This window comes from Pseudomonas sp. IzPS59, assembly GCF_014863505.1.
Taxonomy (GTDB): Bacteria; Pseudomonadota; Gammaproteobacteria; order Pseudomonadales; family Pseudomonadaceae; genus Aquipseudomonas; species Aquipseudomonas kribbensis.
Map to the genome: position 1 here is coordinate 753,586 of NZ_CP062251.1, position 21,631 is coordinate 775,216.

Sequence of the window (21,631 nt, forward strand, 5' to 3'; positions counted from 1 at the left end):
ACCAATGGAGCTTGCGCCCGGCCCGTGCGCCGGCAAAGGAGTGCGCCATGTCGCGTCTTTCGCAGTGTCGCGGCCCCGCCCGACAGCGCGGGGCCATCGGCTTGATGGCGGCCGCGACCCTAAGTCTCGCGCTGATCCTGATGTTGCTGGTGGTGGACACCGGCCGTCTGTACATGGAACAGCGCAAGTTGCAGCGGCTGGTGGATAACGCGGCGCTGGAGGCGGTCAGCCGTGGCGGCAATTGCCTGCCGGGCCTCACGGCGGCCAGTTACGCGGGGCAAAGTGCGACACGCAACGGTTTTGTCACGGATGCGAACAACGTGCTGGTGGTCGACTGCGGCAAGCTGGTAACGGCCTCCAGCGGTTTGCGCACGTTCAGCGTGGACGCCACCCAGGCGGTGGCGGTCAAGGTCGCGGCCAACCACACCGTGACCACCAGTTTCGCCGGCGGCGTGCAGTCACTCTTCAGCGGCACGCCGTTGAGCCTGAACACCGTGCTCTATGCCTCGGCCGTGGCCGCGCAACCCCAGCCGACCGTGGCCCAACTGAACATCCGCAGCAACCTGGCCAACATCAGCACCGCCCAGTCGAGCATCCTCAATCCACTGGTCTCCGGCCTGCTGGGCGGCAGTGTGAATCTGACGGCGGTGGGCTGGAACGGCCTGCTCAACACCGACATCAACCTGCTCAGCTACCTGAATCAACTGGCGATCAACCTCAACGTCGCCGCCGGCAACTACACCCAGTTGCTCAATACCCAGACCACCGTGACGCAATTGATCCAGGCCGCGATTACGGTGGTCCAGCTCAATGGCGCAACCGCCGACGTGATTACCGCGCTGGGGCAACTGCAAGTGGCGGCGATCAATGCCGCGCCACTCAAGCTGGGTGACATCCTGCAATTGCAGACCGGCACCACGGCGGCCGGACTCGACGCCAATCTGCAACTGCTGCAACTGATCCAGGGCGTGATCCAGCTGGCCAACAGCAACAGCGCGGTGGCCGCCACCCTGCCGATCAGCGTGCTGGGGCTGGCCAATGTCACGGTGCGGGTCAAGGTCATCGAGCCACCGCAGTTTTCCGCCATCGGCGATCCGGCGCTGGCCAAGGCCAACCCCACCGGGCCGAACCGTATTTATGTGCGCACGGCACAGATCCGCACGATGCTCTCGGTGAATCTGCCGGTGTTGTCCGGAGTGACCGGGCTGACCAACGCCGTGCTGGGACTGGTCGGAACCCTGACCCCGACGCTCAATGCGCTACTCAGTCTGAACCTGGTCGCCACCCTGAATTCGGTGGGTTGCCTGCTCGGCGCCGGTTGCGAGCAACTGGACCCGTTGCTGCTGCCATCGCCGGAAATCGACATCAGCCTCGATGCCGGCGGCGCCATCAGTTACGTCACCGACTACAGCTGCCCCACCGGCAACACCGGGACCAAGAGCCTGACCGCCCACACCATCACCTCCGTTGCCGATCTCAAGGTGGGCAAGATTGATCCGACCAACGCCTTTTCTTCATCTGCCGAACCGACGGTCACGCCGTTGCCGCTGGTGGATCTGGGCACTGTGACCTGTCACAAGATTCTGGGGATCGGCAGTTGTGACGAAAGCACCCACGTGCAATACGGCGCCGGCGGCATCGCGATCATGGTCAACACCAGCGTGGCGCAGAACACTCAGGATCTGGTGTTTTCCAGCGGCACGCCGTTCCCCACGCCGCCCAACCTGAAGCTGCCGCCGAGCGTGATTTCCGCTGCGCCCACCAGCAATATCGTCAACAGCCTGGCAAGCACGCTGGCGGGGATCAATCTGATTGTTTACAAGCCGCAGGGCAGCAATCCGCTGGGGGCGATCATCACTGGCGTTGCCAGCCTGATCAGCGGTGTCACGACAATTCTGCAACCGCTGATCACCAATCTGGTCAGCCCATTGCTCGACCCGCTGCTGAACAACTTGCTCAACGGGCTGGGCATCAATCTGATGGACGTGGACGTCGGCGCCAACATGACTTGCGGCCAGACCGGCAAGGCGTATCTCGTCATCTAGTCGTCGGGGGCGATCGGCAGTTCGATGCAGAACCGCGCACCGTCGGCCGAGTTGCGCACGCTCAGATGGCCGCCCATGTTCTCGATGATCCCGTAACTCACCGACAACCCCAGACCGGTACCGACGCCCACCGGTTTGGTGGTGAAGAACGGTTCGAAAATCCGCTCCAGCAGACGCGGATCAATGCCGCCGCCGTTGTCCTCGACCCACAGGCGCACCTTTTCTTCATCCCGTTCGGCATAGATTGAAATCCACGGTTTGAAGCCTGACTCCGACTCACGCTTGCCCAACAAAGCATCCCGGGCATTGACCATCAGGTTGATCAACACCTGCTCCAGTTGATCGACGTAACCGCGCACCTGGACGACAAAAGCCGTCTCACTGATGCGCAAGTCGACGCCTTTGCCACGCATGCCTTCGGCCAGCAGCGACAGCGTGCCTTCGATAGCGCTGGCGGGATTGAACAGTTGTTGTTCGATTTCCGAACGGCGGCCGAACACCCGCATGTGATCCACCACTTTCGCGGCGCGCTGGACCTGGGCGTCGATGCGGTTGAGTTTGTCGGTCAGGTAATCGATCTGCACGTCGCCATTGCTCAGGCGCTTTTGCACGTTGACGATGGCCATGCGCATGACGTTCAGCGGCTGATTGATTTCGTGGGCGAGACCGGTGGCCATTTCGCCGAGGGTGGCCATTTTCGCGCTCTGGGTGAGTTGCTGCTGGGAGCGGCGCACTTCGGTGTTGTCGCGGCCGACGGCTTGCACTTCGATCAGTGTCCCGTGCTCATCGAACACGCCGCGATCCGACCACACCCACCACGCATGCTCGCGCCCCGGCAATTGCAGATTGATTTCGGCGGTGCTGACGGGGGACTCCGGGGTCAACAACGCCAGACGCTCGACGAAGTCTGCGCGTTGTACGTCCGACATCCAGCTGCCCAGATTGACCCCGGGTAATTCTTCGGGCGCGCATTCCAGATACTTCGCCAGCGGCTGGTTGCCGAAGGTCAGGATCAGGTCCGGACGATAGCGGCAGATCATCGCCGGCGAGTCCTCCACCAGTATTCGATAGCGTTCTTCACTCTGTCTGACTTGTTCGGCGGCCAGCGTGGCTTCGGTGACGTCCAGCCACAAGCCGACGGCTTCCACCGGCAGGCCGAGGTCATTGCGCAGCAGCCGGGCCTCGTCGAGCAGCCAGTGGTAATCGCCGCGACTGTCACGCAGGCGATAGCGGGCGCGTACCGAGCCCTCGCGCAACAGCTGGCGGGTGCGTTCGAAATACAGCGCCCGATCATCCGGGTGTATCCGCTCCACCAACGCACCGGCATCGCAGTCTTCCAGGCTCCAGCCCAGCAACGGTTGCAGGCTGGCGCTGAAAAACGCCGGCAGTAAGGCCCCTTCGACGTAGTGCTGGACGTAGATGACCGCCGGCGAGCTGGCGATCAGGTTGTCCAGTCGCGCATGGGCCGCGGCGGCCAGTTGCTGCTGGTTCTTGATGTCGCTGATGTCCAGCATGAAGCCCGCCAGCCGGCGGTGATCGCCGGTGCCGCTGACCTGCCCCTGAAGGCGATACCACGCCGGCGTCTGACTGGCGTCGCGAGGATGCAGGCGCACGCATAGATCGAGGATTTCTCCGTGCATCTGCAGGGCCTGCAGGCGGCTGCGCACTTCTTCGCGGTCAGCGGGGTGGATCAGGTTCAGCCAGTGTTCCAGGGTCAGCGTCGAGGTGTCCTGTTGCAGGGTGGCGGCCAGCGTCGGGGCCAGTTGAATGTGTTCGCCACTGCTGCCGATTTCCCACCAGCCGGTGCCCAGCAATGTCTGCAACGACTCGAGGCGCTCCAGTTGCAGTTGATGCTGCTGTTCACGCAAACGCCCGAGCAACGGCCCCGCCAGTGCGCCGGCCAGCATCAGCCAGTCACGGTCGGTCAGATACGGTGCGGTCTTGTCGACTGCGTAAAAGCCGCAGAGCAGCCACGCCATCACGCCTCGATCATCGCTGTAGGGCACGGCGAACCCCTCGGCATTGCCGAACACCCCCTGCACCCGTGAATGTTCATATTGGCCGTAATGCGCGCCGAGGCGTTGCGGGCCGGTGCCATTGAGACTGTCCAGCGGCGTACCAAGGCGCTGGCCGTCGTGCCACAGCGCGGGTGCGTCGTGGGCGTGGAACTGGTAGTGAACCTGCCACACCTGTTCCTGCTCATTGAGCAAGGCGAGCGCCACACAGGGGATCTGCCAGCGCTGAGCGATGATCTGCAGTTGATCGCTGACGACCACCGGCAGTCGTCCCAGGCTGCAACTGCGCAACTGCTTGCTGATCTGCCCGGCAATCCCTTGGCACGCCTCGCGTTGATGGGCTTGCTGGCGTTCGGACAAGAGGTCGGCAATGTCGATCAGTTGCAGCAGCCAGCCGTTGCCCAGAGGCTGGGCCCAGCCGCGCAGGTGCAGGGTCTGTTCGCCCAGGCCGGGGAAATCCAGGTCCAGCAGCAGCCCTTGCCATTCCTGTGGCCGGCCTTCGATCGCCAGGGTGCTGTGGGGCAGCAGTAAATCGTGCAGTGGCAACGGTTTGTCATGGGGTATCTGCTGTGCCAGCAACAGGCGCAAGGGGCCGGCCATCTGCAATACGACGCCTTCGCCATCGAGGTACAGGTGCAGGCCCGTCGCGGGTGAGCCGAGCACGTCCGGCAGGTCGCCGGCCAGCGGCGCGCGCTTGAGCAGGCGGCCGAACAGATTGTCCCCGGACGTCAAAATTTCAGGCTCGAGCTGGCGGTCAGGTTGGTGGGCAGGCTGGGGACGGCGCCGACGCCCGGCAACACCAGAAACGGAATGACCTGATTGAGTTTGCTGACGGGGTAATTGACGCTGACGGTGAGCGTACCCTGCGTCGTGTCATAGATCGCTGAAGTGTCCACGCCGACCACCACGTTCAGGGCGCTGGGCAGGCCTGAAAACTGCTGGGTCAGGGCGGCATTGGCGGTGTTGACGACGACTGTCGAGTAGTTGGGCGTCGTGGGGTCGACCGCGACGCTGCGCCGTACCGCTTCAGCGGTGGCCTGATTGAACGTCTGCATCAGCACGAACGGCAGGGCGTAGCTGACCAGGCCGTAAAACACCGCGAAAAAGATCACGAACACCAGGGCGAATTCGATCGCCACCGCGCCTTTTTGCGCCTTCCGAGAGCCGGTTTTCATCCGTGCGTCTACCCTGACAGTCACTGCGTAGTATCAGCATAGAATCATTCAGCCAAAACGGACGGTTTTTACCGGATGCAAAGCCTTGTTCTTCTGATCTGGTTGACCTTGTGTGCGGCCCAGGATGCCCGGCAACGGAGGATCGCCAATGCCATGACCTTGGGTGTTGGCGCCCTGGCACTGGTTTATCTGCTGTATTTCGGAACGACCTGGATCGGTGCCGCGGCGGAGCAGGGCGGCTGGGCCTGTCTGGTGGCGCTGGCGTTCACCCTGCCGGGGTATTTCATGGGGCGCATGGGGGCCGGCGATGTGAAATTAATGACAGCCCTCGGCCTTGCGACGGACGGTCTTTCGTTGCTCGGGGTTTTTATCGGCGCCGGCGTCGCAAGCGTCGTCTGGATCCTGCTGGCGCCAAGAGTCTGGCTGCATATGAGTCAAGGGCTTAGGCATCGTCTTCGATATATGGCGCCATCCATGTCAAAAAAGCTGCCATTTGCGCCGTTCGTGCTGATCGGTTTCCTGCTTGTACTACCTTGGATCCATTAGTCGCCAAACGCCACTAGTCTTATGTACATAGTCGGAAAGTGCGTCTACTTTCAAAGGTACTGGTTATACGGCCAACGGCTGACAGTACAGGAATGGTCAGTTTTGGCCCGGGCATGGAGTGGCACGTGAACAAGCTTACATCTGCGGTAAAAGTCCTCGTTGTCGATGATCAGGCGCTGATCGTCGAGGAACTCTGTGAGTTCCTCGAGAGCAACGGCTATCGCTGTGTCCCCTGCGGATCCGGCAAAGAGGCCGTCGAGCGTTTTGCCGAGGATCCGGCGATCGGTCTGGTGCTGTGCGATCTGCACATGCCGGACCTCGACGGCATTCAGTTGGTGCAGGAACTGCAGCGACAGGCCGGCAAGGCGCGGGTGTTCGAAGCGATCATGCTCACCGGCCGGGCCGACAAGCAGGATGTGATCAAGGCGTTGCGCGCCGGGATTGCCGACTACTACCAGAAACCGGTCAACCTCGACGAACTGCTCGAAGGTCTGCAGCGTCAGGAGGCGGTGCTGCAGGAGCGGCAGAAAACCCTCCAATTGGGGCACTTGAATCAGAAACTGCAGGACCTGTCGTCGTCCATCGATGATCTGTACCAGGACCTGGACAAAGTGCGCCGCGGGCCGGCTCCCGTCAGTGAGCAGGCATCGGGTGACACCGACGCGCTGGAGATCCCGGCCATCTTCAATCAGTTGTCGCCGCGACAACTGGACGTGGCGCGCCTGGTGGGCAAGGGGCAGACCAACTACCAGATTGCCTGCGAGCTGGGCATCACCGAAAACACCGTCAAGCTTTACGTCTCGCAGGTGCTGCGTCTGACCCACATGCACAACCGCACCCAACTGGCGCTGGCCTTGTCGCCGAGTGCGGCAGCGTTGCGGCAGCGGGTGACCGCGCACTAGTCCGTTGTCCCTGGCCGCCATCGTGCGGCCAGGGACGTCAGTTCTTCCTTTCGATCTTGCCCCCGGCGTCGGGGTCATAGAAATCGGGGATGTCGTATTTGTATTTCTTCAGCCAGCGCTGCATGGCCAGTTCACGTTCGGTCGCCGTGGCGGCCTGCGGATCGGGAGAGGCGGCCTTGTTGCGGCTTTGCAGCAGCAGCCAGCCTTCGGTTTCCTGCTGCTGGGCCGAGGCGGGGCCGGCGTCGATGGCCAGTGCGCCGAGCGGCAGGCTCAACAGACTCATGCAGCACAGTGTCTTGCAGATGTTCATGTGGCCTCCCTGAGGTTCACTTGATCGTCGCCGGTTGCGGGTCGGTCGCCACTGCGACCTGATTGCCGGTGGCAGGTTTTGCCTTGATCGGGGACTTGAGTTTTTCCGCCCGCTCCTGAGCGTCGGTGAACTGTTCCGGGGTCAGGTGCGCGCGACTGACGATTTCGGCGGCTTGCTGCCAGTTGTTCTGGTAAATCAGCAACGTGATCAGGTTCAGCGTCGCCAATTGATTGTTCTGCTTGAGCTCGATGGCCGTGAGGAACTCGAAGCGCGCGTCTTCGAGCCGCAATTGATTGAGGTACACCACGCCCAGATCGTTGTGGATGTTTTCATTGGTCGGCGCCAGTCGAACGGCCCGTTGCAGGTGAGCCTGGGCCTGGCCGTTATCGCCACGGGCGGCATACAGCTGACCCAGACCGTGTTCGGCGTCGGCGCTCAGGCAAGTGCCGAGCAGGCCGCGATACAGCGGTTCGGCTTCGCTGCGCCCCAGCAGACGATAGACCTTGGCCTTGCGCAGACGCACCTCCACGAGGTTGTCAGGCAGGCTTTGCAGGTTGGCCAGGCTGGCGTGCAGCTTGCCGTCATTGGCCAGGTCGTCCACCAGATTCAGCGACAGCTCCTGCTCGGCGCTCAGCTTGCTGCAATTGGTCGGCGCCAGCATGGCGGTCCACGGCGCCTGACCATCGGTTGCGCAACCGCCCAGCAGCAACAGGCTTGCCACCACCATCAGTGCTTTCATCAAACGCTCTCCATGTCAGGACGCAAACGCCCGGGTGATTGCGGTAAATCCGGGGCCCGCCAGTACGATCAGCAAGGCCGGAAACAGGAACAGCATCATGACTACCGACATCTTCGCCGACATCTTCGAGATGTATTCCTGCAAGCGCGTCAGGCGTCGGTCATCCAGCAGTTGCTTGAGCGCCAGCAGCGATTTCATCGCGCCGCCGCCCTGTTGAATCAGTTGTTGCAGGATCACGCAGGTGTCGGTGAACTCATCCACCGCCAGCATCACCGCCGCCTTGTTCAGCTCCTGCCCGAGCTCCAGCCCCGAGTCGACGCGGGCGAGGATCAGGCGCAATTCGCTGGTCAGTTCCGGCAGCAGCTTCTGCCCCTCGATGCTCAACACGCGCAGTGCCTGTTCGACCGCCATGCCGGACTCGAACAGGATGCGCAGCAGAGGAATGAACGTCGACACTTCCACTGAAATGATTTTTTGCCGGCGGGCGGCGGCATAGGCCAGCAGGCGCTTGGGCAGCAGGTAGCCCAGACCGGTGGCGAACATCGGCACCAGCCAGCCCTTGGGCGCCTGGGGAAAGAACACTTCCTGCAGAAACAGGCCGATGCCCAGTGCCAGTAACGGCGTGCCGATCTGGCACGCGGCGAACAGCGAGCGCTCACTGGCGCGGCGCCAGCCGAGACGGTTGAGCAGGGTCTGGGTTTCGCTGTCCATGCTCACCGAACGCTGGCCGAACCGGCTGTTGCCCAGCGCTCGCAACAAGCTACGCAAGCGGCTCTCGCGCACCAGATGGCCCTGCAGGCGCTGGTTGACCTGACGTACCCGGCGACGTTCGGTCAGCAAATGGTTGCCGACCAGCAACAGAGCCCCGAGCAGCAGCATGAGACTGGCCAGGATCACCATCTCAGACACTCCTCAACATGCGCCACAGCGCCAGGCTGCCGATGACCTGCAACACCACCGCGATGATCAGCATGGTCTGGCCGCCGGGGTCTTTCCACATGCCGAGCATGTACCCGGGATTGGTCAGCATGAAGTAGCTGACGATGATCACCGGCAGCGATCCCAGCACCCACGCGGTCAGGCGGGTTTCGCCGGTCAGGGCGCGCAGCTGGCGGGCGCCCTGATCGCGTTCGCGGATCAGCTTGATCAGGTTTTCCAGCAGCTCGCTGGCATTGCCGCCGTAGCGGTGATTGACCTTCAGCCCCAGGGCAAACATGCGCAGTTCGTCCTGTTCGTAGAGCTCGGCGAAGTCGCTCACCGCATCTGGCAGGTTCACCCCCAGTTGCACGTTGCGCTGGACCCGGCCCATTGCGGTCTTCAGCGGATCCTCGCTGGAGTCGATGCCACCGAGCACGGCATCGTTCAGGGTGCGCCCGGATTTGAGGCTGCGCACCGTGTGGTCCAGCAACTGCGGCAGTTGCTCGATCATGCGGTTGAGCCGGCGGCGATACCGCCAGGCGATGTACAGGCGTAACACCAGGGGCGGTGCCAGCATCATGATCAACAGGCCGATCCACTCGGCGCTCAGGTAACCCAGCATCATCGCGATGGCCCATAACGCCAGCCACAACCCCAGACGCTCGCCGGGGCGGCCCAGGCCGGCCCGCAGAAACATGCGTTCAAGCCCCGTCCATGAAGTTTTGCCGGGCGCTGTCTGCGGTTGCCCGGCAGCCAGTCGCGTGAGCACCCGTTCGTTGGCGGTTTTGCGCACGCCATGCAGGAACAGGCGAATCGACAGCCCCAGCAGCATCAGGCAAATGACGATGAGAATCACCGGCCCCATCATGACGAAAGCTCCATGCGCTCAGCCCAGGCTCGACTCGTGCCGCAACTTGTCGCCGGCCGGGTTGACCGCTTCGCGCTGGAAGCCGAACCCGGTGCGTCGATCGAGGCGGAACAACGTGTTGGTGACGTAGATGTCTTCGCGCACGCCGACCACTTCCACCACCTCGCTCACGCAGCGGCGGCCGTCGGGCATGCGGGTCAGCTGGATGATCATGTCGAGCGCGGCACAGATCATTTGCCGCAACGTGCGTTCGGCCACCGTGCGACCGGTCAGGCCGACCAGGGTTTCCAGACGCAGCAACGCATCCTGGGCGTTGTTGGCGTGGACCGTGCTCATCGAACCGTCGTGACCGGTGTTCATCGCCGTGAGCACGTCGAGCACTTCGACGCCACGGATCTCGCCAAGAATGATCCGGTCCGGGCGCATCCGCAGGGCGTTGCGGATCAGGTCGCTGGCCTTGACCTCGCCATGGCCCTCTGCGTTCGGCGGCCGGGTTTCCAGGCGCACCACGTGCGGGTGGCCGAGCTGCAGTTCGGCGACGTCCTCGATGGTCACCAGCCGTTCGTGGGGGTTGATCAACTGACTGAGAATGTTCAGCAAGGTGGTCTTGCCGGTGCCGGTGCCGCCGCTGATCAGGATGTTGCAGCGTTTGCCCACGGCCTCCTGGAAGCAATCGAAGATCGCCAGGTCGATGGTCTGCATGGCGATCAGGTCGCTGCTCTTGAGCATGTCCTTGCGGAACTTTCGAATCGACAGACACGGCCCGTCGAGGGCGATCGGCGGGATGATCGCGTTGACCCGGCTGCCGTCGGGCAGGCGCGCATCGACCATCGGCGACGACTCGTCGAGCCGTCGCCCGAGCGGCGCGAGAATGCGCTGCATGACCCGTTCGACGTGATGTGCATCGATAAAACGCAGGTCGCTCTGGTGCAGCACGCCGTCACGCTCGATGAATACCCGGTGCGGGCCGTTGACCAGAATTTCGGTCACGGCGCTGTCGCGCAGCAACACTTCCAGCGGGCCGAAACCGGTCAGCTCATCGACGATTTCTTCCGCCAGCCGCTCCATCTCGTAACGGGAAATCGCCAGGTGCAAACGGGCGATGTATTCGGCGACCTTGTCGGTGACGAACTGCGCCAGCAGTTGCCGCGAACCTTCCAGCAGGTTTTTCCCGGACTCCTCGATGGCATCGATGATGTAGCGATGCAGGACCAGTTTCAGGCCTTCGTGGTCGGTGTTGCCCGACTGACCGCGAGCCGGGGCACCGAAAAGTTTTTCCGGACTCATGAGCTGCCCCGCAACCGGTCGAACCAGGTGACCTTGGGTTTGGCCAGGCCTTCGGAGCGTTTGGCCAGTCGTTCGCCAAGCGCCCGCAGGCTCTGGGTGAGTTTTTCCCGGGGGGCCAGTTCAAACAGGCTGACGCCCTGGTTTTTGGCGTTCAGGCGCAGCTCCGGGCTCAACGCCAGCACGGCGATCACTTCCAGATTGAAGGTCTTGCCAAGGGTGTCCGCATCCGGCGCGACGTTGCTCAGATAGCGGTCGACCAGCAGCCGTCCGTGATCGAGCTTCATGCCTTTTTCCCGCCACAGGTTGAACATTGCCAGGTTGCGCCGGCAATTGAGCACGTTCTGGTCGGTGTACCAGATCAGCTTGTCGCAATGGCTGACAAAGGTGCGCAAGGCTTCGCTGTCGGGCTGGCCGGTGAGGTTTACGACAATGTGCTGGAAGTGCTGGCGCAAGGCGCTGAGCAACATGTACAGCTCGGCGGCGCTGGTGCTCTCCAGGGCTTCGTCATTGTCGGCGTATGCGAGAATCCGCAGCCCGGCTTCGGCGCTGGTGAAGGCGCTGTCGATCAGCGTCGCGTCGAGCCTGCGCAAGTGGCGCAAGGCATCGCCGAAGTGGAACGAACTCTCCAGCCCCAGCAGCGCCAGACTGTCGCCACGGGGCAGGCCGAGGTCCAGCAACAGTGTCTGCTGCCCGCTCTTCTGCACCACCAGCGCCATATGGTTGGCCAACAGCGCGCCGTCGGAGCTGCTCTGCACACCGTACAGAACCGTCAGGCCACCCAGCTGCGTGTTGTGGGTCACCGGCGGCATGCGTTTGCTCAAGCGGCGTACCAGCCCCGCGACTTCGCTGGAGCGCGAACCGTAAGCCACAAAATCCCGTGCCCCGGCGCGCATGGCGTTGAGCACCAACTGATTGTCCATGCCGTCGCCGAGGGCGACGATCGCCAGCATCGGCTTGGCTTCCAGCGCGCCTTCGATCAGTGCGCTCTGGGCCACCACGTGTTCACGGTCGAGGCCGACGAACACCAGGCTGGCGAAGGTGACATCCACCAGCGCGAGCAATTCATCGAGGCTGCCGGTGCCGGCGCTGACCACTTGACCCAGTGGCGCAAGCGCGCTTTGCAGCCATTCCAGATCGGTGCTGTTGCGGGTGATGGCGAGAAAGGTCTGGCTCAGGCTCTGGCTCATTGGGACAACCCGCTGCGCTTGTCGAAGTTGCCGTTCTCCATGAAGAACATGCGATAGAAGTTCGGGTCGTAGTTGCGCAGTTTTTCTCCCGGCAGCGACGGCAGTTGCGCTTCCGCCGACAGTGGGCGCACCAGATGCGGGGTGACGATCATCAGAAGCTCGCGCTCTTCGCGTTTGATCTGCGAGCTTTTGAAAAACGCCCCGAGCACCGGGATATCGCCGAGCCCCGGAAACTTGTCGACCTGGGAACTGTTGGTGGTGCTGATCAAGCCGCTGATGACAAAACTCTCGCCATCGGCGAGGGAAATGCTGGTGTCGGTGCGGCGGATGGTCAGGGCCGGCACCGTGGTGCCGGCGATCTGCACCGCATTGCTGAAGTCCAGTTCGCTGACTTCCGGTGCGACCTTCAGGGCGATGCGGTCGTGGCTGATGATGGTCGGCGTCAAGGTCAGGCGGATGCCGAACTCCTTGTATTCGATGGAAACACTGTCGCTGCCGGAACTGGGGACCGGGATCGGGATCTGGCCACCGGCAAGGAAGCTCGCGCTCTGCCCGTTCAGCGCCACCAGGCTTGGCCGTGCCAGGGTGTAGGCGAAACCGCTGCCTTCAAGGGCGTTGATGATCGCCATGGTATTGCCGCCGATCCACGAGAAGTTGAACAGCGAGTTGTCCACCGGCAGTCGCGGCTGCGGCACACCATCGATGGGCGGCAGTGTCCCGGGGGAACCGAACAGGAAATTGCCACGGGTGCCGATCAGTTTGGCCGAGGCCTGTTTGAGTTTGGTGCGGCTGACTTCTACGAAGCGAATGTCGGTCTGAACCTGCGAAGGCAGCTGCGCGTCATCTGAAGGCAACGGGCCGGCGCCGGTGAGGGCGTTCGTGGCAGCACCCTGGACAAATACCATGCTCTGGCGCGGCTCGCTGGAGCAGCCGGTCCAGACCATCAGGCTGGTGGCGCCGGGGGCTACGCCCGTGAGCAGGAACGACGAGTTGCCGGTGGCGTGCACGTCGGCGATTTTCGGATCGCCGATGGCCAGGCGGGTGATTGCCACCGGCGATTGCAGATCCTTTTGCCAGCCCTCATTGACTTCGATTACCGGCGGCAAGCGGCTCAAGGCCGAACAGTTGCCGGTGGCCGCCTGGGCGGCGTTGATCGACAGTCCCGTCAACAGCAAGGCCCGGAGCAGGGGATTGAAGGTCGGCCAGAAACGACTCTGCATGCACTTGGATCCTTGCTCTGTCATGGGTTCTGTTGGGTGATCTGATTGCCGCGAATCACTTCCACCGCCGGACGCGTTGCACCGCTGTGCTCGCCGCCGGACGGGACTTTCGGCGCGGCGCCCAGCGCAAGCTGGGTGAACTGAAAGAGTTGGCTGTTGGCGGCCACCAGTTTGTCCGGTGCCTGGTTTTCGCCGGCCCAGTATTTGGCCAGGCGCTGTTCCTCACTGCTGCGCACCGCCAGGCGCAAGGTGCCGACCTGGGTGGCGAGCATCATCCGGCTCAGCAGTTGTTCCGGTACCGCCAGCACCACGGTGCGCGCGGTGAGCCGGCGCTGATCCTGTTTGAGCTTGTCGTCGGCGCTCAGCGCGGGTGTGGCCGGCTGACCGTCGTTGGTCAGGCCGTACTGTTCGCCGACGCCGAGCACACGGATCGCCGGCACCACGATCTGCGCCGACTGTTGCGGGTTGCTGGCGTCCTGGCGCAGGTAGAGCAAGACATCGACGTAATCGCCGGGAATCAGTTGCCCGGCGGCACCGATGACTTCATCCACCGACACCGCCAGTGCGCGCTCGTCGCTGTGGATCATGCGCGCCAGTGCACCGCCTGCCTCGAAGCTTTCAGCGTTGAGCCAGGTGCCGGCACTCAGGTGACGCCACGGCGTGCGGCCCACAGCCTGATCGATTGCACTCAGGCTGCCGGCGGGGGCGCTGCGCAGTTTTTCGATGGCCAGGTCGGCGGCGGTGAGGGGGGTGAACGGCGGGACGTCATGCACCAGCACCACCACAGGCTGGCGGGTCTGGTCTTCGGCGGCGGCGACGGTCTTTTCCACCGTGACCACCGCAGGCGCGGGAGCCTCGGCAACCGGTGCCGGTTGTCGGCTGAGCACCAGGCCCCAGTAGCCGACGACGATGGCCCCCAGCAGAAGCACGGCGGCAAGACCCATGGTGACACGACTGTTCATGACGGCTCTCCCTTTCCTGCTGCACTACCAGCCCGCACTTCCAACCAAGGGAACATCGCAATCAGGCAGCTATGAACATCCAACTATTTCGCTATTTCCACGCTAGCTGAAACAAGCCAAAACGCCATTACTGGCCGGCAAATAACCTACGAAAGTATGGGTGTTGGCCAATTAGCAGTCGAAATCCGGGGATCGACGAAGCGGTTAATCCTTTGTGATTAATCCGTTCTTACAGTTGTTGACGGGGCCTTTGTTGACAATGCTCAGATAGCACGGTGGAAGCTTTGCCGCTGTCGCGACATCGGCGCCATGGGCGCAAAGGAGTGGACGTATGATTCTCGATTATCTGCTGGCCAGGGCCCGTTTGTTTTTCAAGAGTGACGAAGGGGCTTCGGCTATCGAGTACGCGATTGTGGTGGCGATGGTGGCGGTGGTGGTCGTGGTGTTCGTGACACCGATGGGCACCAAGGTCTACAACATTTTCAGCCAGATACTGACCACACTGGGTGGCACGGCGCCGACCAAGCCTGGCATACCTTGACCGAACGCTCTCTCCCTCTGTCGATGCCTGTCTGCTGCTGAGCAGGAGCGTTCAGGCATTGCCTCGATCCTTGGCTTTCCGGTGCCCGGAAGATCCCGGGCATGAAGGAGAATGTCCATGCTCTTTGATTACTTGATGATGCGTGCCCGCTCGTTCCTGGCAAGCACCGAAGGCGCGTCGGCCATCGAGTACGCGATTGTGGTGGCGATGGTCGCTATTGTGGTTGTGGTATTCGTGACGCCTGTCGGCGCCAAGATTTACGCGATCTTCAGCAACATCCTCTCGGCCTTGGGCGGTACGCCACCGACGGCACCGACGCAGTTACCCTGACTCGATGGGTGGCAAATCTCGCACTACACTCGGTTCCACCTTCAGCTTCTCAGGGATTGACCAATGACTGCTTCTTCACTGCCCCGCCAACAGTTGCTTCTGGTTGACGATGAAGAGGACGCATTGCTCGAGTTGGCGGAGTTACTGGAGGGCGAGGGCTTCGTCTGCCATACCGCGACCTCGGTGAAGCTCGCCCTGCATCATCTGACCCGCCATCCCGATATCGCCCTGGTGATCACCGATCTGCGCATGCCGGAGGAAAGCGGCATGTCGCTGATCAAACGCCTGCGCGAACACACCTCGCGTCAGCATCTGCCGGTGATCGTGACGTCGGGGCATGCGGATATGGAAGACGTCAGTGACATGCTGCGCCTGCAAGTGCTGGACCTGTTCCGCAAGCCGATCTATCACGTGCGGCTGCTGGAAACCCTCGACAATCTGTTTCCCAAGCCTCGGGTCAATGTTTCCTGAACCCTGAGACCGCTGCAGTGACCGTCAGTGGTATCAAGGCTGATGGTCACTGCGAAAGAACTTCAATCCGACGCCTGACGGCTACAGCTGATAGCTGAAGCTGATGCTGTAGCGCGGCCGGCGGTTGTAGGTATCCAGCGCTTCATCCGACATGGGTTTGGCCGCTTCCAGGGCGATGTTGTAGTACTTGGCATCGCCAAATCTGAGGCCCACGGCTGCCGATGACAGGCTGTTGGCCTGCACCGGCAACTGGTTGAACCAGCTGCGGGAGCGGTCGAGCACGACATAGGGTTGCAGAATGCGCACCCAGTTGCCGTCGCGGTTGAAGCTGTAGTTGACCTCGTAAGCCACGCCCCAGCCCTTGTCGCCGGACGCCTGATCGTCGGGGTAGCCACGACCGAAATTCTGCCCGCCAAACACCGCGCGTTCGCTGTCGGGCAGGGTGTCGTCGGTCCAGTACAGCGCGCCGGACAGCACGCCTTGCCAGTTATCGAAGAACATGTCGCTCTGCACCCCGGAAAGGCGCAGGCGCAGGAAATTGAGATCGATGGCGCTGTTGTTGGTGTGCGCCCCCATGCTGTCCAGCCCTTGATAGACGCCGCCGCTGAGAATCCGCAACTGGCGGGCGTCGGCCTTGCGCCAGTCGCTTTCGAAGGCGAGGGCGCGGATGTCGGTACGCTCTTCGACACTCAACGGATAGCCGATGACGTTATAGCGGGTCTTGTCGTTGACCGCGTACAGGCGCGCTCCAGCGGTCAGCAGTTCGTTCGAGGCGGCAATCAGCGGCAGACTGAAACCGACCGAGTACCGGTCATTCTCGCGGTGGGGCTTGAGTTCCAGGCCATTGTCCAGCGCGACGTTGGTGCCGGGGTCGGCACGGTAGCGCGAGGCGGACAGATTCAGTTGCGTGCCTTCGGCGTCGAGAAACTGGCTGTAGTCCAGACGGTAGTAATGCTCGTGATCCTTTCCCGGTGGAAACAGCCCGCTTAGCGTCAGCTGTTCACCCATCGACGTCTGTGAGTTGCTGCTCACACCGAGCAGGGCCTGGGTGCCCTTGCGGTTGTCTTCGGTGGTGCTCAAGGAACTGGTGAAGGGTTTGCGGCTGGCCTGGGCGACCAGTGTGGTCGCGCCGTCGGTAGTTCCCGGCGGTGGCACCTGGGCCTGGATCGTGACGCCGGGAATACGGGTCATCAGTGTGGTGTAGCGTTCGAAGGTCTTGCGGGTCAGAGGACGTTCGGCCTGGATTTTCGCCGCCAGCCTGTCGAGCAGCCCCTTGACCCGGCCCACGTCGCCCTGCACCTGCACATCCCGCACATAGCCTTCCACCAGTACCACGCGCGCCACACCGTTATCGAAATTCTGTTTCGGCAGGAAGGCGTAGGACAGCAGATAGCCGTCGTTCTGGTAGCGTCGGGTGATATTGCGGGTGGCTTCGATCAGGTCGGCGAGGCTGGACTCATGGCCGATCAGAGGCTTGTAGATCTCTGCCAGCTCGTTCAGCGGGTAGATCGTGCCGCCTTCGATCTGCACGGTTTTCAGGTTGATCTTCGTGCCCATCATCAACGGCTCGGCCGCTGCGGCACCGGGCTCCGGGACTTGCAGCGGGGCTGCGCTCGGCCGGTAGGCATCGGCAGGCAGGTTCGGCACCGGCAGGTTGCGGATGGTTTCGTTACTGTTCAGAAAGCTGGGCAGGGTGTCGGCGAGGGCGGTGGAACTGAGACTGAGCAACAGCAGGGATGCCATAACGCGCATAAGACACTCCATGTTCAAACCGCAGCACCGGGCAGGGTTTTCCTAAGAAAAAAAGCGGAAGACTCACGGGAATCTTCCGCCTTCAACCAAGCGTAGGCGCTGTAGGTTCGGCCGTCGAATCGGCCAGGTGCAATTCAGCGTTTGTTGCCGCCCAGCGCGCCGGTCAGGCCACCGAGCACACCGCCCAGACCGCCACCGACGCCAGTGCCGGTACCACCGGTGGATGCGCCACCGTTGACCAGCCCGCCGACCGCCGCCACGGTACCGCCCACGTTGCTGACCAGGCCACCGACGGCGGTGGTGACCGGGTTGTTGGTGGCGGCGATGGCGCCACCGAGATTACCCACCGCACCGCCCACCTGGCTGGTGATACCGGCCACCGGAGCACCGAGCCCGGTGGCGCTGCCGACGTTCTGGGTCAGGCTGGTGACGGCGCTGGTGACAGGTGCGAGCCCGCCACCGACGCCGCTGCCCAGACTGGCCAGAGGCGTAGTAGGGCTGGTGATCGGCGAGCCCGAGCCACCGAGGACAGTGTTGAGCGAAGCGACGGTATTGCCGGCCGAAACCAGCACGTTGCCCGGCGCGCCGAGTGTGCCGTTGCCTGCACCCAGCCCGGCGCCGACGTTGACCACGGCGCCGCCGACGGTTTGCAGCAGGCCATTGTTGCCGAGGCCGCCACCGAGCCCGCCACCCACGCCGGTGCCCGACCCGGTGCCGTTGTCCACCAGCCCGCCGGCCTTGCCGACGGCAGTGCCGACATTGCTCAGGGCGCCGCCGACAGTGTTGGTCAGGGCGTTGCCATTGCCGGCCGAGGTGACGTTGTCGCCCACGCTGTCGACGGTGCTGCCGACTTTTTGCAGCACGCCGTTCAATGGCGCGCCCAGTCCGGTCGCGCTGCCCAGTTTGTCGGTGGTGCTTTCGACCATGGCGATCACCGGAACGAGTCCGTTGCCGACGTCTTTGGTCACCGAACCGAGTGGGCCGGTGGTTGTGGCCGTGCTCAGGGTATCGCCGAGCATGGTGACTTTTTCACCTACCCCGTTGAGCAACGGCGCAACTTTGGTGACCACACCGCCGACCACGGGAACGCTGCCGGTGGCGGTGGTCAGTTTGCTGCTCAGGTCCGATACGCCGTTGCCGACATCTTGCACCACGCCACCGACCGCCGAGGCGGTAACGCCCAGGCCATTGTCGGTCGTGCCCAGTTTGCCGAGACCATTGGCCACACCGTCGCCCAGCGTAGTCACCACGTTGCCGGCAGTCCTGGCGGCGCTTTGCACGACACCGCCGACCACGGGTACACCACTGAGGGAGTCACCGACCTGACCGACACCAATGCCGACACCGGCGACGGTGCTGCCGACATCCTGCACCAGCGTCGAGGTGACCAGCGCCTGCGGTGTGTTCGGGTTGGTGGGGTTGGTCGGATCCGTCGGATTGGTTGGATTAGTCGGAGTGGTCGGGTCCGTGGTGCCGGTGCCACCTGTTCCGCCTGTTCCTGCAGTGCCGCCGGTCCCGGTCGTACCGCCGCTGCCGCTTGTTCCGCCAGTGCCGGCGGTGGAGCTGTCCGGCGTCGAGCTGCTGGAGCTGCTGTGATGACCGCCACCGCCGCTGCTGCAACCGGCCAGGCCGAGGGAGAGGATCAATGCCAGTGCTGTTGCCGATTTGCACCACACTTGAGTTTTCATGATGGTAATTCCTTGCACCTGTCACAACGTTCGTTGTCTTCGATGGCTTGCCGATTCTGTTGTCGGCAATGCCTTCGCCCGTTGTGCTCATATCAATCGCAAGGTTGGATCCACGCCATTCTCGAGTTGGTATTAACGCCTTTATATAGATCGGTGAACCTGCTGCTTAACGACTAATGCCGAGGATATAAACGCGCAAAAAAAAGCCTTGAGAATCAAGGCTTGATGTTTGACGTGCGGGCGGGTGGCGGGCGTAAAAACTTAAGTTATATACACACAATTAATCATGTTGCGCCGCTGTGATCCGCCCCCCTCAGCGACGGGAGAGCGGCCAACGCGGCGCATCGATTCAGGCAATCGGTTGCCAGTTGCCGACCATGTGCTCGAGTTCTCCGGCACCGATCAGACGCAATTCACCGCTGGAGCCCGCCGCACTGGCGAACAGCGATACTTCGCTCGGCAGGCGCACAGGCTTGCGAAAATGCACGGTGACTTCCAGATTGGCTCGGGGCAGATGATCCGCCAGGGCTGCCAGCGTACGTGCCTTGTTCCACAGGCCGTGGGCAATGGCGGTGGGGAAACCGAACAGCTTTGCACTGGCCGCGCTCAGGTGGATCGGGTTGTAGTCGCCGGAGACTTTGGCGTACTGCCGACCGATGTCTGCCGGGGCTTTCCAGTGCGCCACCTGCATCAGTGGCAGCGCGGGTTCCCACGTCTGTTCGAGCGCTTCGCCCTCAAGCTTCACGCCTCGACAGAGCATCCGGCTTTCGGCTTCCCATAGCGGGCCGAGCTGATCGTCGAGGGTGGTCAGCAGGTCGAACGTCGCACCTTTCGGATGGGGTTGCAGGTTGTGCACCCGAACGCTGACCTGTGCACGACTGATCCCGCCCATCGGCCGCAGCACGCGAATGCGGTTGCTCAGGTGAATCAGCCCCAGCAGCGGGAAGGGAAAGTCCTTGGCCGTGAGCAATTGCATCTGCAACGCAAACGCCAGGACGTGTGGATACGTCGGCGGCAGCAGACCGTCATCGGCAAAACCGCAGACCTTGCGATAGGCCGCCAGGCGTTTGCCATCGACGTCGACCCAGCAGCGCAAACCGCTGTCGGGTAACGTGGTGCCGGTGATTTTGCGCCGGGTCGCCGCCCGGACATACAACGCCGGCAGGCTCGGTTCGCGGTGCAACGTGTGCCATTCGATGCTCATGCCTAAGCCCCCAGAACACTTTGTCCACAGACCCGCAGCGCCTGCCCGGTGAACGCGCCGGTGCCCGGTTGCGCCAGCCACGCTACCGTCTCGGCAACGTCTTGCGGCAGGCCGCCCTGGCCCAGCGAACTCATGCGCCGGCCGGCTTCACGCAGGCCGAACGGAATGTGCGCGGTCATCTGGGTTTCGATGAAGCCCGGCGCCACGGCGTTAATGCTGATGCCACGTTCCAGCAACGTCGGAGCCCAGGCCTGGGCCAGCCCGATCAGCCCGGCCTTGCTCGCCGCGTAATTGGTCTGCCCGCGATTGCCGGCGATGCCGCTGATGGAGGCCAGCAGAATCACCCGCGCATTGTCGTGCAACGTACCGCTGTCGAGCAGGGCTTTGGTCAGTACCTGCGGCGCGTTGAGGTTGACCGCCAGCACCGCGTCCCAGAACTCGGGCGTCATGTTGGCCAGGGTCTTGTCGCGGGTGATGCCGGCGTTGTGCACCAGAATGTCGAGGCCGTCCGGCAACTGTTCGATCAGTTGCGCGGCAGCATCTTCGGCGCAGATGTCGAGGGTGATGGCGCGCCCACCGAGGCGCGCGGCCAGGGCTTCCAGATCGGTTTTTGCGGGCGGCACGTCAAGCAGGATCACTTCGGCGCCGTCACGGGCCAGGGTTTCGGCGATGGAGGCACCGATGCCGCGCGCCGCGCCGGTGATCAGCGCCTTGCGCCCGGCGAGCGGGCGCGTCCAGTCAGTCACCGGCGTGGCGCAAGGGTTCAGGCGAATCACTTGCCCGGACACGAACGCGCTTTTCGGCGAGAGGAAAAACCGCAACGGCCCTTCAAGCTGATCTTCGGCGCCTTCGCCCACGTAAATCAATTGCAGCGTGCCGCCGCTGCGCAGCTCCTTGGCCAGCGAGCGGGAGAAACCTTCAAGTGCACGTTGAGCACTGGCGGCAAACGGTTCCCGCAGGGTTTCCGGGGCGCGGCCGAGGATCACCAGGTGCGCGCTGCTGTCGAGGTTCTTCATCAATGGCTGGAAGAACTCGCGCAGTTGCTTGAGCTGGTCGGTGTGCTGCAGATCGCTGGCGTCGAACACCACAGCCTTGAGTTTCGGACCATGGCCGGGAATCCACTGCGTGGCGGACGCAGGCTGGTCGCCGTAGCGATAAATGGCATCGGTCAGCCGGTTGGCGAAGGCGCTGACCCGTTCGGCCAGCGGCCCGCCGCCGATCAGCAGCGCGCCCTCCACCGGCCGCAGGCGTCCGGCCTGCCAGCGTTCCAGGCGCACCGGCGACGGCAGGCCCAGGGCCCCGACCAGACGGTGGCCGATGGACGAGTTGGCGAAGTCGATATAGCGGTCAGACATGGAACGCTCTCCAGAAGATGGGGTTCAAAGTGTGGACTGCGAAGGGCAATCAATCGTTCGATCCACACATTTAGGCCTACGCTAGAACAGCAGAGTAGTTTGCCCCCGGTGTTTTT

The 21,631-nt window shown here is 62.9% G+C and carries 20 protein-coding genes; 6 read left to right on the top strand and 14 right to left on the bottom strand.

Annotated elements, in window-relative coordinates; translation table 11 throughout:
* Nucleotides 1-47 precede the first annotated feature (47 nt).
* Nucleotides 48-2,045, top strand: coding sequence for a pilus assembly protein TadG-related protein (locus tag IF189_RS03305; protein ID WP_134825355.1), 1,998 nt, complete (start codon nucleotides 48-50; stop codon nucleotides 2,043-2,045).
* Here IF189_RS03305 and IF189_RS03310 read toward each other — a convergent pair.
* Nucleotides 2,042-4,792, bottom strand: a complete 2,751-nt coding sequence (locus IF189_RS03310; RefSeq protein WP_134825356.1) for an ATP-binding protein — start codon at nucleotides 4,790-4,792, stop codon at nucleotides 2,042-2,044. The two genes, IF189_RS03305 and IF189_RS03310, sit on opposite strands and share 4 nt — an antisense overlap.
* Complete coding sequence (locus IF189_RS03315) at nucleotides 4,789-5,235, bottom strand: TadE/TadG family type IV pilus assembly protein (RefSeq protein WP_119429367.1); 447 nt, start codon at nucleotides 5,233-5,235, stop codon at nucleotides 4,789-4,791. Before IF189_RS03315 ends, IF189_RS03310 begins: the two co-directional genes overlap by 4 nt.
* Before the next feature lie 75 nt (nucleotides 5,236-5,310).
* Here IF189_RS03315 and IF189_RS03320 point away from each other — a divergent pair, with 75 nt between their 5' ends.
* Both IF189_RS03320 and IF189_RS03325 read left to right on the top strand, forming a co-directional pair.
* On the top strand, nucleotides 5,311-5,781 hold the full coding sequence (locus tag IF189_RS03320) for a prepilin peptidase (RefSeq protein ID WP_134825357.1): 471 nt from the start codon (nucleotides 5,311-5,313) through the stop codon (nucleotides 5,779-5,781).
* A 125-nt stretch (nucleotides 5,782-5,906) separates the two neighbouring features.
* On the top strand, nucleotides 5,907-6,683 hold the full coding sequence (locus IF189_RS03325; protein WP_134825358.1) for a response regulator transcription factor: 777 nt from the start codon (nucleotides 5,907-5,909) through the stop codon (nucleotides 6,681-6,683).
* 37 nt (nucleotides 6,684-6,720) lie between these two features.
* On the opposite strand, the gene IF189_RS03330 is transcribed toward IF189_RS03325, so the two are convergent.
* Genes IF189_RS03330 through cpaB form a run of 8 tightly spaced genes read right to left on the bottom strand, consistent with a single transcriptional unit; the run spans nucleotide 6,721 to nucleotide 14,174 of the window.
* Entirely contained in the window at nucleotides 6,721-6,993 is a 273-nt protein-coding gene (locus tag IF189_RS03330; RefSeq protein WP_085711249.1) for a DUF3613 domain-containing protein, read from the bottom strand.
* Between the two features lie 16 nt (nucleotides 6,994-7,009).
* A complete protein-coding gene (locus tag IF189_RS03335) occupies nucleotides 7,010-7,732 on the bottom strand; it encodes a tetratricopeptide repeat protein (protein WP_134825359.1) in 723 nt (240 codons plus the stop codon).
* 15 nt (nucleotides 7,733-7,747) lie between these two features.
* The gene (locus IF189_RS03340; protein WP_134825360.1) at nucleotides 7,748-8,632 is read right to left on the bottom strand and encodes a type II secretion system F family protein; all 885 of its coding nucleotides are present in this window, start codon (nucleotides 8,630-8,632) and stop codon (nucleotides 7,748-7,750) included.
* 1 nt (nucleotide 8,633) lies between these two features.
* Complete coding sequence (locus IF189_RS03345; protein WP_192552801.1) at nucleotides 8,634-9,518, bottom strand: type II secretion system F family protein; 885 nt, start codon at nucleotides 9,516-9,518, stop codon at nucleotides 8,634-8,636.
* A gap of 18 nt (nucleotides 9,519-9,536) precedes the next feature.
* Nucleotides 9,537-10,805, bottom strand: coding sequence for a CpaF family protein (locus IF189_RS03350; protein WP_192552802.1), 1,269 nt, complete (start codon nucleotides 10,803-10,805; stop codon nucleotides 9,537-9,539).
* Nucleotides 10,802-11,992 (bottom strand): AAA family ATPase, encoded by a 1,191-nt coding sequence (locus tag IF189_RS03355; RefSeq protein ID WP_192552803.1) that lies wholly within the window; start codon nucleotides 11,990-11,992, stop codon nucleotides 10,802-10,804. Before IF189_RS03355 ends, IF189_RS03350 begins: the two co-directional genes overlap by 4 nt.
* Entirely contained in the window at nucleotides 11,989-13,212 is a 1,224-nt protein-coding gene (locus tag IF189_RS03360; RefSeq protein ID WP_114881296.1) for a type II and III secretion system protein family protein, read from the bottom strand. The genes IF189_RS03355 and IF189_RS03360 overlap by 4 nt, the downstream gene beginning before the upstream one ends.
* 20 nt (nucleotides 13,213-13,232) lie before the next feature.
* Nucleotides 13,233-14,174, bottom strand: coding sequence for a Flp pilus assembly protein CpaB (gene cpaB / locus IF189_RS03365; RefSeq protein ID WP_192552804.1), 942 nt, complete (start codon nucleotides 14,172-14,174; stop codon nucleotides 13,233-13,235).
* Nucleotides 14,175-14,505: 331 nt separating this feature from the next.
* Here cpaB and IF189_RS03370 point away from each other — a divergent pair, with 331 nt between their 5' ends.
* The 3 genes from IF189_RS03370 (at nucleotide 14,506) to IF189_RS03380 (ending at nucleotide 15,516) form a co-directional block, all read left to right on the top strand.
* On the top strand, nucleotides 14,506-14,715 hold the full coding sequence (locus IF189_RS03370) for a Flp family type IVb pilin (protein ID WP_192552805.1): 210 nt from the start codon (nucleotides 14,506-14,508) through the stop codon (nucleotides 14,713-14,715).
* A gap of 117 nt (nucleotides 14,716-14,832) precedes the next feature.
* Complete coding sequence (locus IF189_RS03375; protein ID WP_134825365.1) at nucleotides 14,833-15,045, top strand: Flp family type IVb pilin; 213 nt, start codon at nucleotides 14,833-14,835, stop codon at nucleotides 15,043-15,045.
* A gap of 63 nt (nucleotides 15,046-15,108) precedes the next feature.
* Nucleotides 15,109-15,516 carry a response regulator gene (locus tag IF189_RS03380; protein ID WP_085732763.1) on the top strand — a complete coding sequence of 136 codons (408 nt, stop codon included), beginning with the start codon at nucleotides 15,109-15,111 and terminating at the stop codon, nucleotides 15,514-15,516.
* Between the two features lie 81 nt (nucleotides 15,517-15,597).
* Here the strand turns inward: IF189_RS03380 and IF189_RS03385 are convergent, their stop codons facing one another.
* From IF189_RS03385 to IF189_RS03400, 4 genes are all read right to left on the bottom strand, one after another.
* Nucleotides 15,598-17,268 carry a ShlB/FhaC/HecB family hemolysin secretion/activation protein gene (locus IF189_RS03385; protein WP_192552806.1) on the bottom strand — a complete coding sequence of 557 codons (1,671 nt, stop codon included), beginning with the start codon at nucleotides 17,266-17,268 and terminating at the stop codon, nucleotides 15,598-15,600.
* Between the two features lie 134 nt (nucleotides 17,269-17,402).
* Nucleotides 17,403-18,956 (bottom strand): collagen-like triple helix repeat-containing protein, encoded by a 1,554-nt coding sequence (locus IF189_RS03390; protein WP_192552807.1) that lies wholly within the window; start codon nucleotides 18,954-18,956, stop codon nucleotides 17,403-17,405.
* 349 nt (nucleotides 18,957-19,305) lie between these two features.
* Nucleotides 19,306-20,160, bottom strand: a complete 855-nt coding sequence (locus IF189_RS03395; RefSeq protein ID WP_192552808.1) for a MaoC family dehydratase — start codon at nucleotides 20,158-20,160, stop codon at nucleotides 19,306-19,308.
* A 2-nt stretch (nucleotides 20,161-20,162) separates the two neighbouring features.
* On the bottom strand, nucleotides 20,163-21,515 hold the full coding sequence (locus IF189_RS03400; protein ID WP_192552809.1) for a 3-oxoacyl-ACP reductase: 1,353 nt from the start codon (nucleotides 21,513-21,515) through the stop codon (nucleotides 20,163-20,165).
* Nucleotides 21,516-21,631: the final 116 nt, after the last annotated feature.

Bases quoted from the DNA above. Each gene is read 5' to 3' on its own strand.
- IF189_RS03390 (WP_192552807.1), bottom strand. From the start codon at position 18,956: ATGAAAACTCAAGTGTGGTGCAAATCGGCAACAGCACTGGCATTGATC.
- IF189_RS03395 (WP_192552808.1), bottom strand. From the start codon at position 20,160: ATGAGCATCGAATGGCACACGTTGCACCGCGAACCGAGCCTGCCGGCG.
- IF189_RS03385 (WP_192552806.1), bottom strand. From the start codon at position 17,268: ATGCGCGTTATGGCATCCCTGCTGTTGCTCAGTCTCAGTTCCACCGCC.
- IF189_RS03400 (WP_192552809.1), bottom strand. From the start codon at position 21,515: ATGTCTGACCGCTATATCGACTTCGCCAACTCGTCCATCGGCCACCGT.
- IF189_RS03315 (WP_119429367.1), bottom strand. From the start codon at position 5,235: ATGAAAACCGGCTCTCGGAAGGCGCAAAAAGGCGCGGTGGCGATCGAA.
- IF189_RS03380 (WP_085732763.1), top strand. From the start codon at position 15,109: ATGACTGCTTCTTCACTGCCCCGCCAACAGTTGCTTCTGGTTGACGAT.
- IF189_RS03305 (WP_134825355.1), top strand. From the start codon at position 48: ATGTCGCGTCTTTCGCAGTGTCGCGGCCCCGCCCGACAGCGCGGGGCC.
- IF189_RS03340 (WP_134825360.1), bottom strand. From the start codon at position 8,632: ATGGTGATCCTGGCCAGTCTCATGCTGCTGCTCGGGGCTCTGTTGCTG.
- IF189_RS03360 (WP_114881296.1), bottom strand. From the start codon at position 13,212: ATGCAGAGTCGTTTCTGGCCGACCTTCAATCCCCTGCTCCGGGCCTTG.
- IF189_RS03350 (WP_192552802.1), bottom strand. From the start codon at position 10,805: ATGAGTCCGGAAAAACTTTTCGGTGCCCCGGCTCGCGGTCAGTCGGGC.
- IF189_RS03345 (WP_192552801.1), bottom strand. From the start codon at position 9,518: ATGATGGGGCCGGTGATTCTCATCGTCATTTGCCTGATGCTGCTGGGG.
- IF189_RS03320 (WP_134825357.1), top strand. From the start codon at position 5,311: ATGCAAAGCCTTGTTCTTCTGATCTGGTTGACCTTGTGTGCGGCCCAG.
- IF189_RS03355 (WP_192552803.1), bottom strand. From the start codon at position 11,992: ATGAGCCAGAGCCTGAGCCAGACCTTTCTCGCCATCACCCGCAACAGC.
- IF189_RS03330 (WP_085711249.1), bottom strand. From the start codon at position 6,993: ATGAACATCTGCAAGACACTGTGCTGCATGAGTCTGTTGAGCCTGCCG.
- IF189_RS03370 (WP_192552805.1), top strand. From the start codon at position 14,506: ATGATTCTCGATTATCTGCTGGCCAGGGCCCGTTTGTTTTTCAAGAGT.
- IF189_RS03375 (WP_134825365.1), top strand. From the start codon at position 14,833: ATGCTCTTTGATTACTTGATGATGCGTGCCCGCTCGTTCCTGGCAAGC.
- IF189_RS03335 (WP_134825359.1), bottom strand. From the start codon at position 7,732: ATGAAAGCACTGATGGTGGTGGCAAGCCTGTTGCTGCTGGGCGGTTGC.
- cpaB (WP_192552804.1), bottom strand. From the start codon at position 14,174: ATGAACAGTCGTGTCACCATGGGTCTTGCCGCCGTGCTTCTGCTGGGG.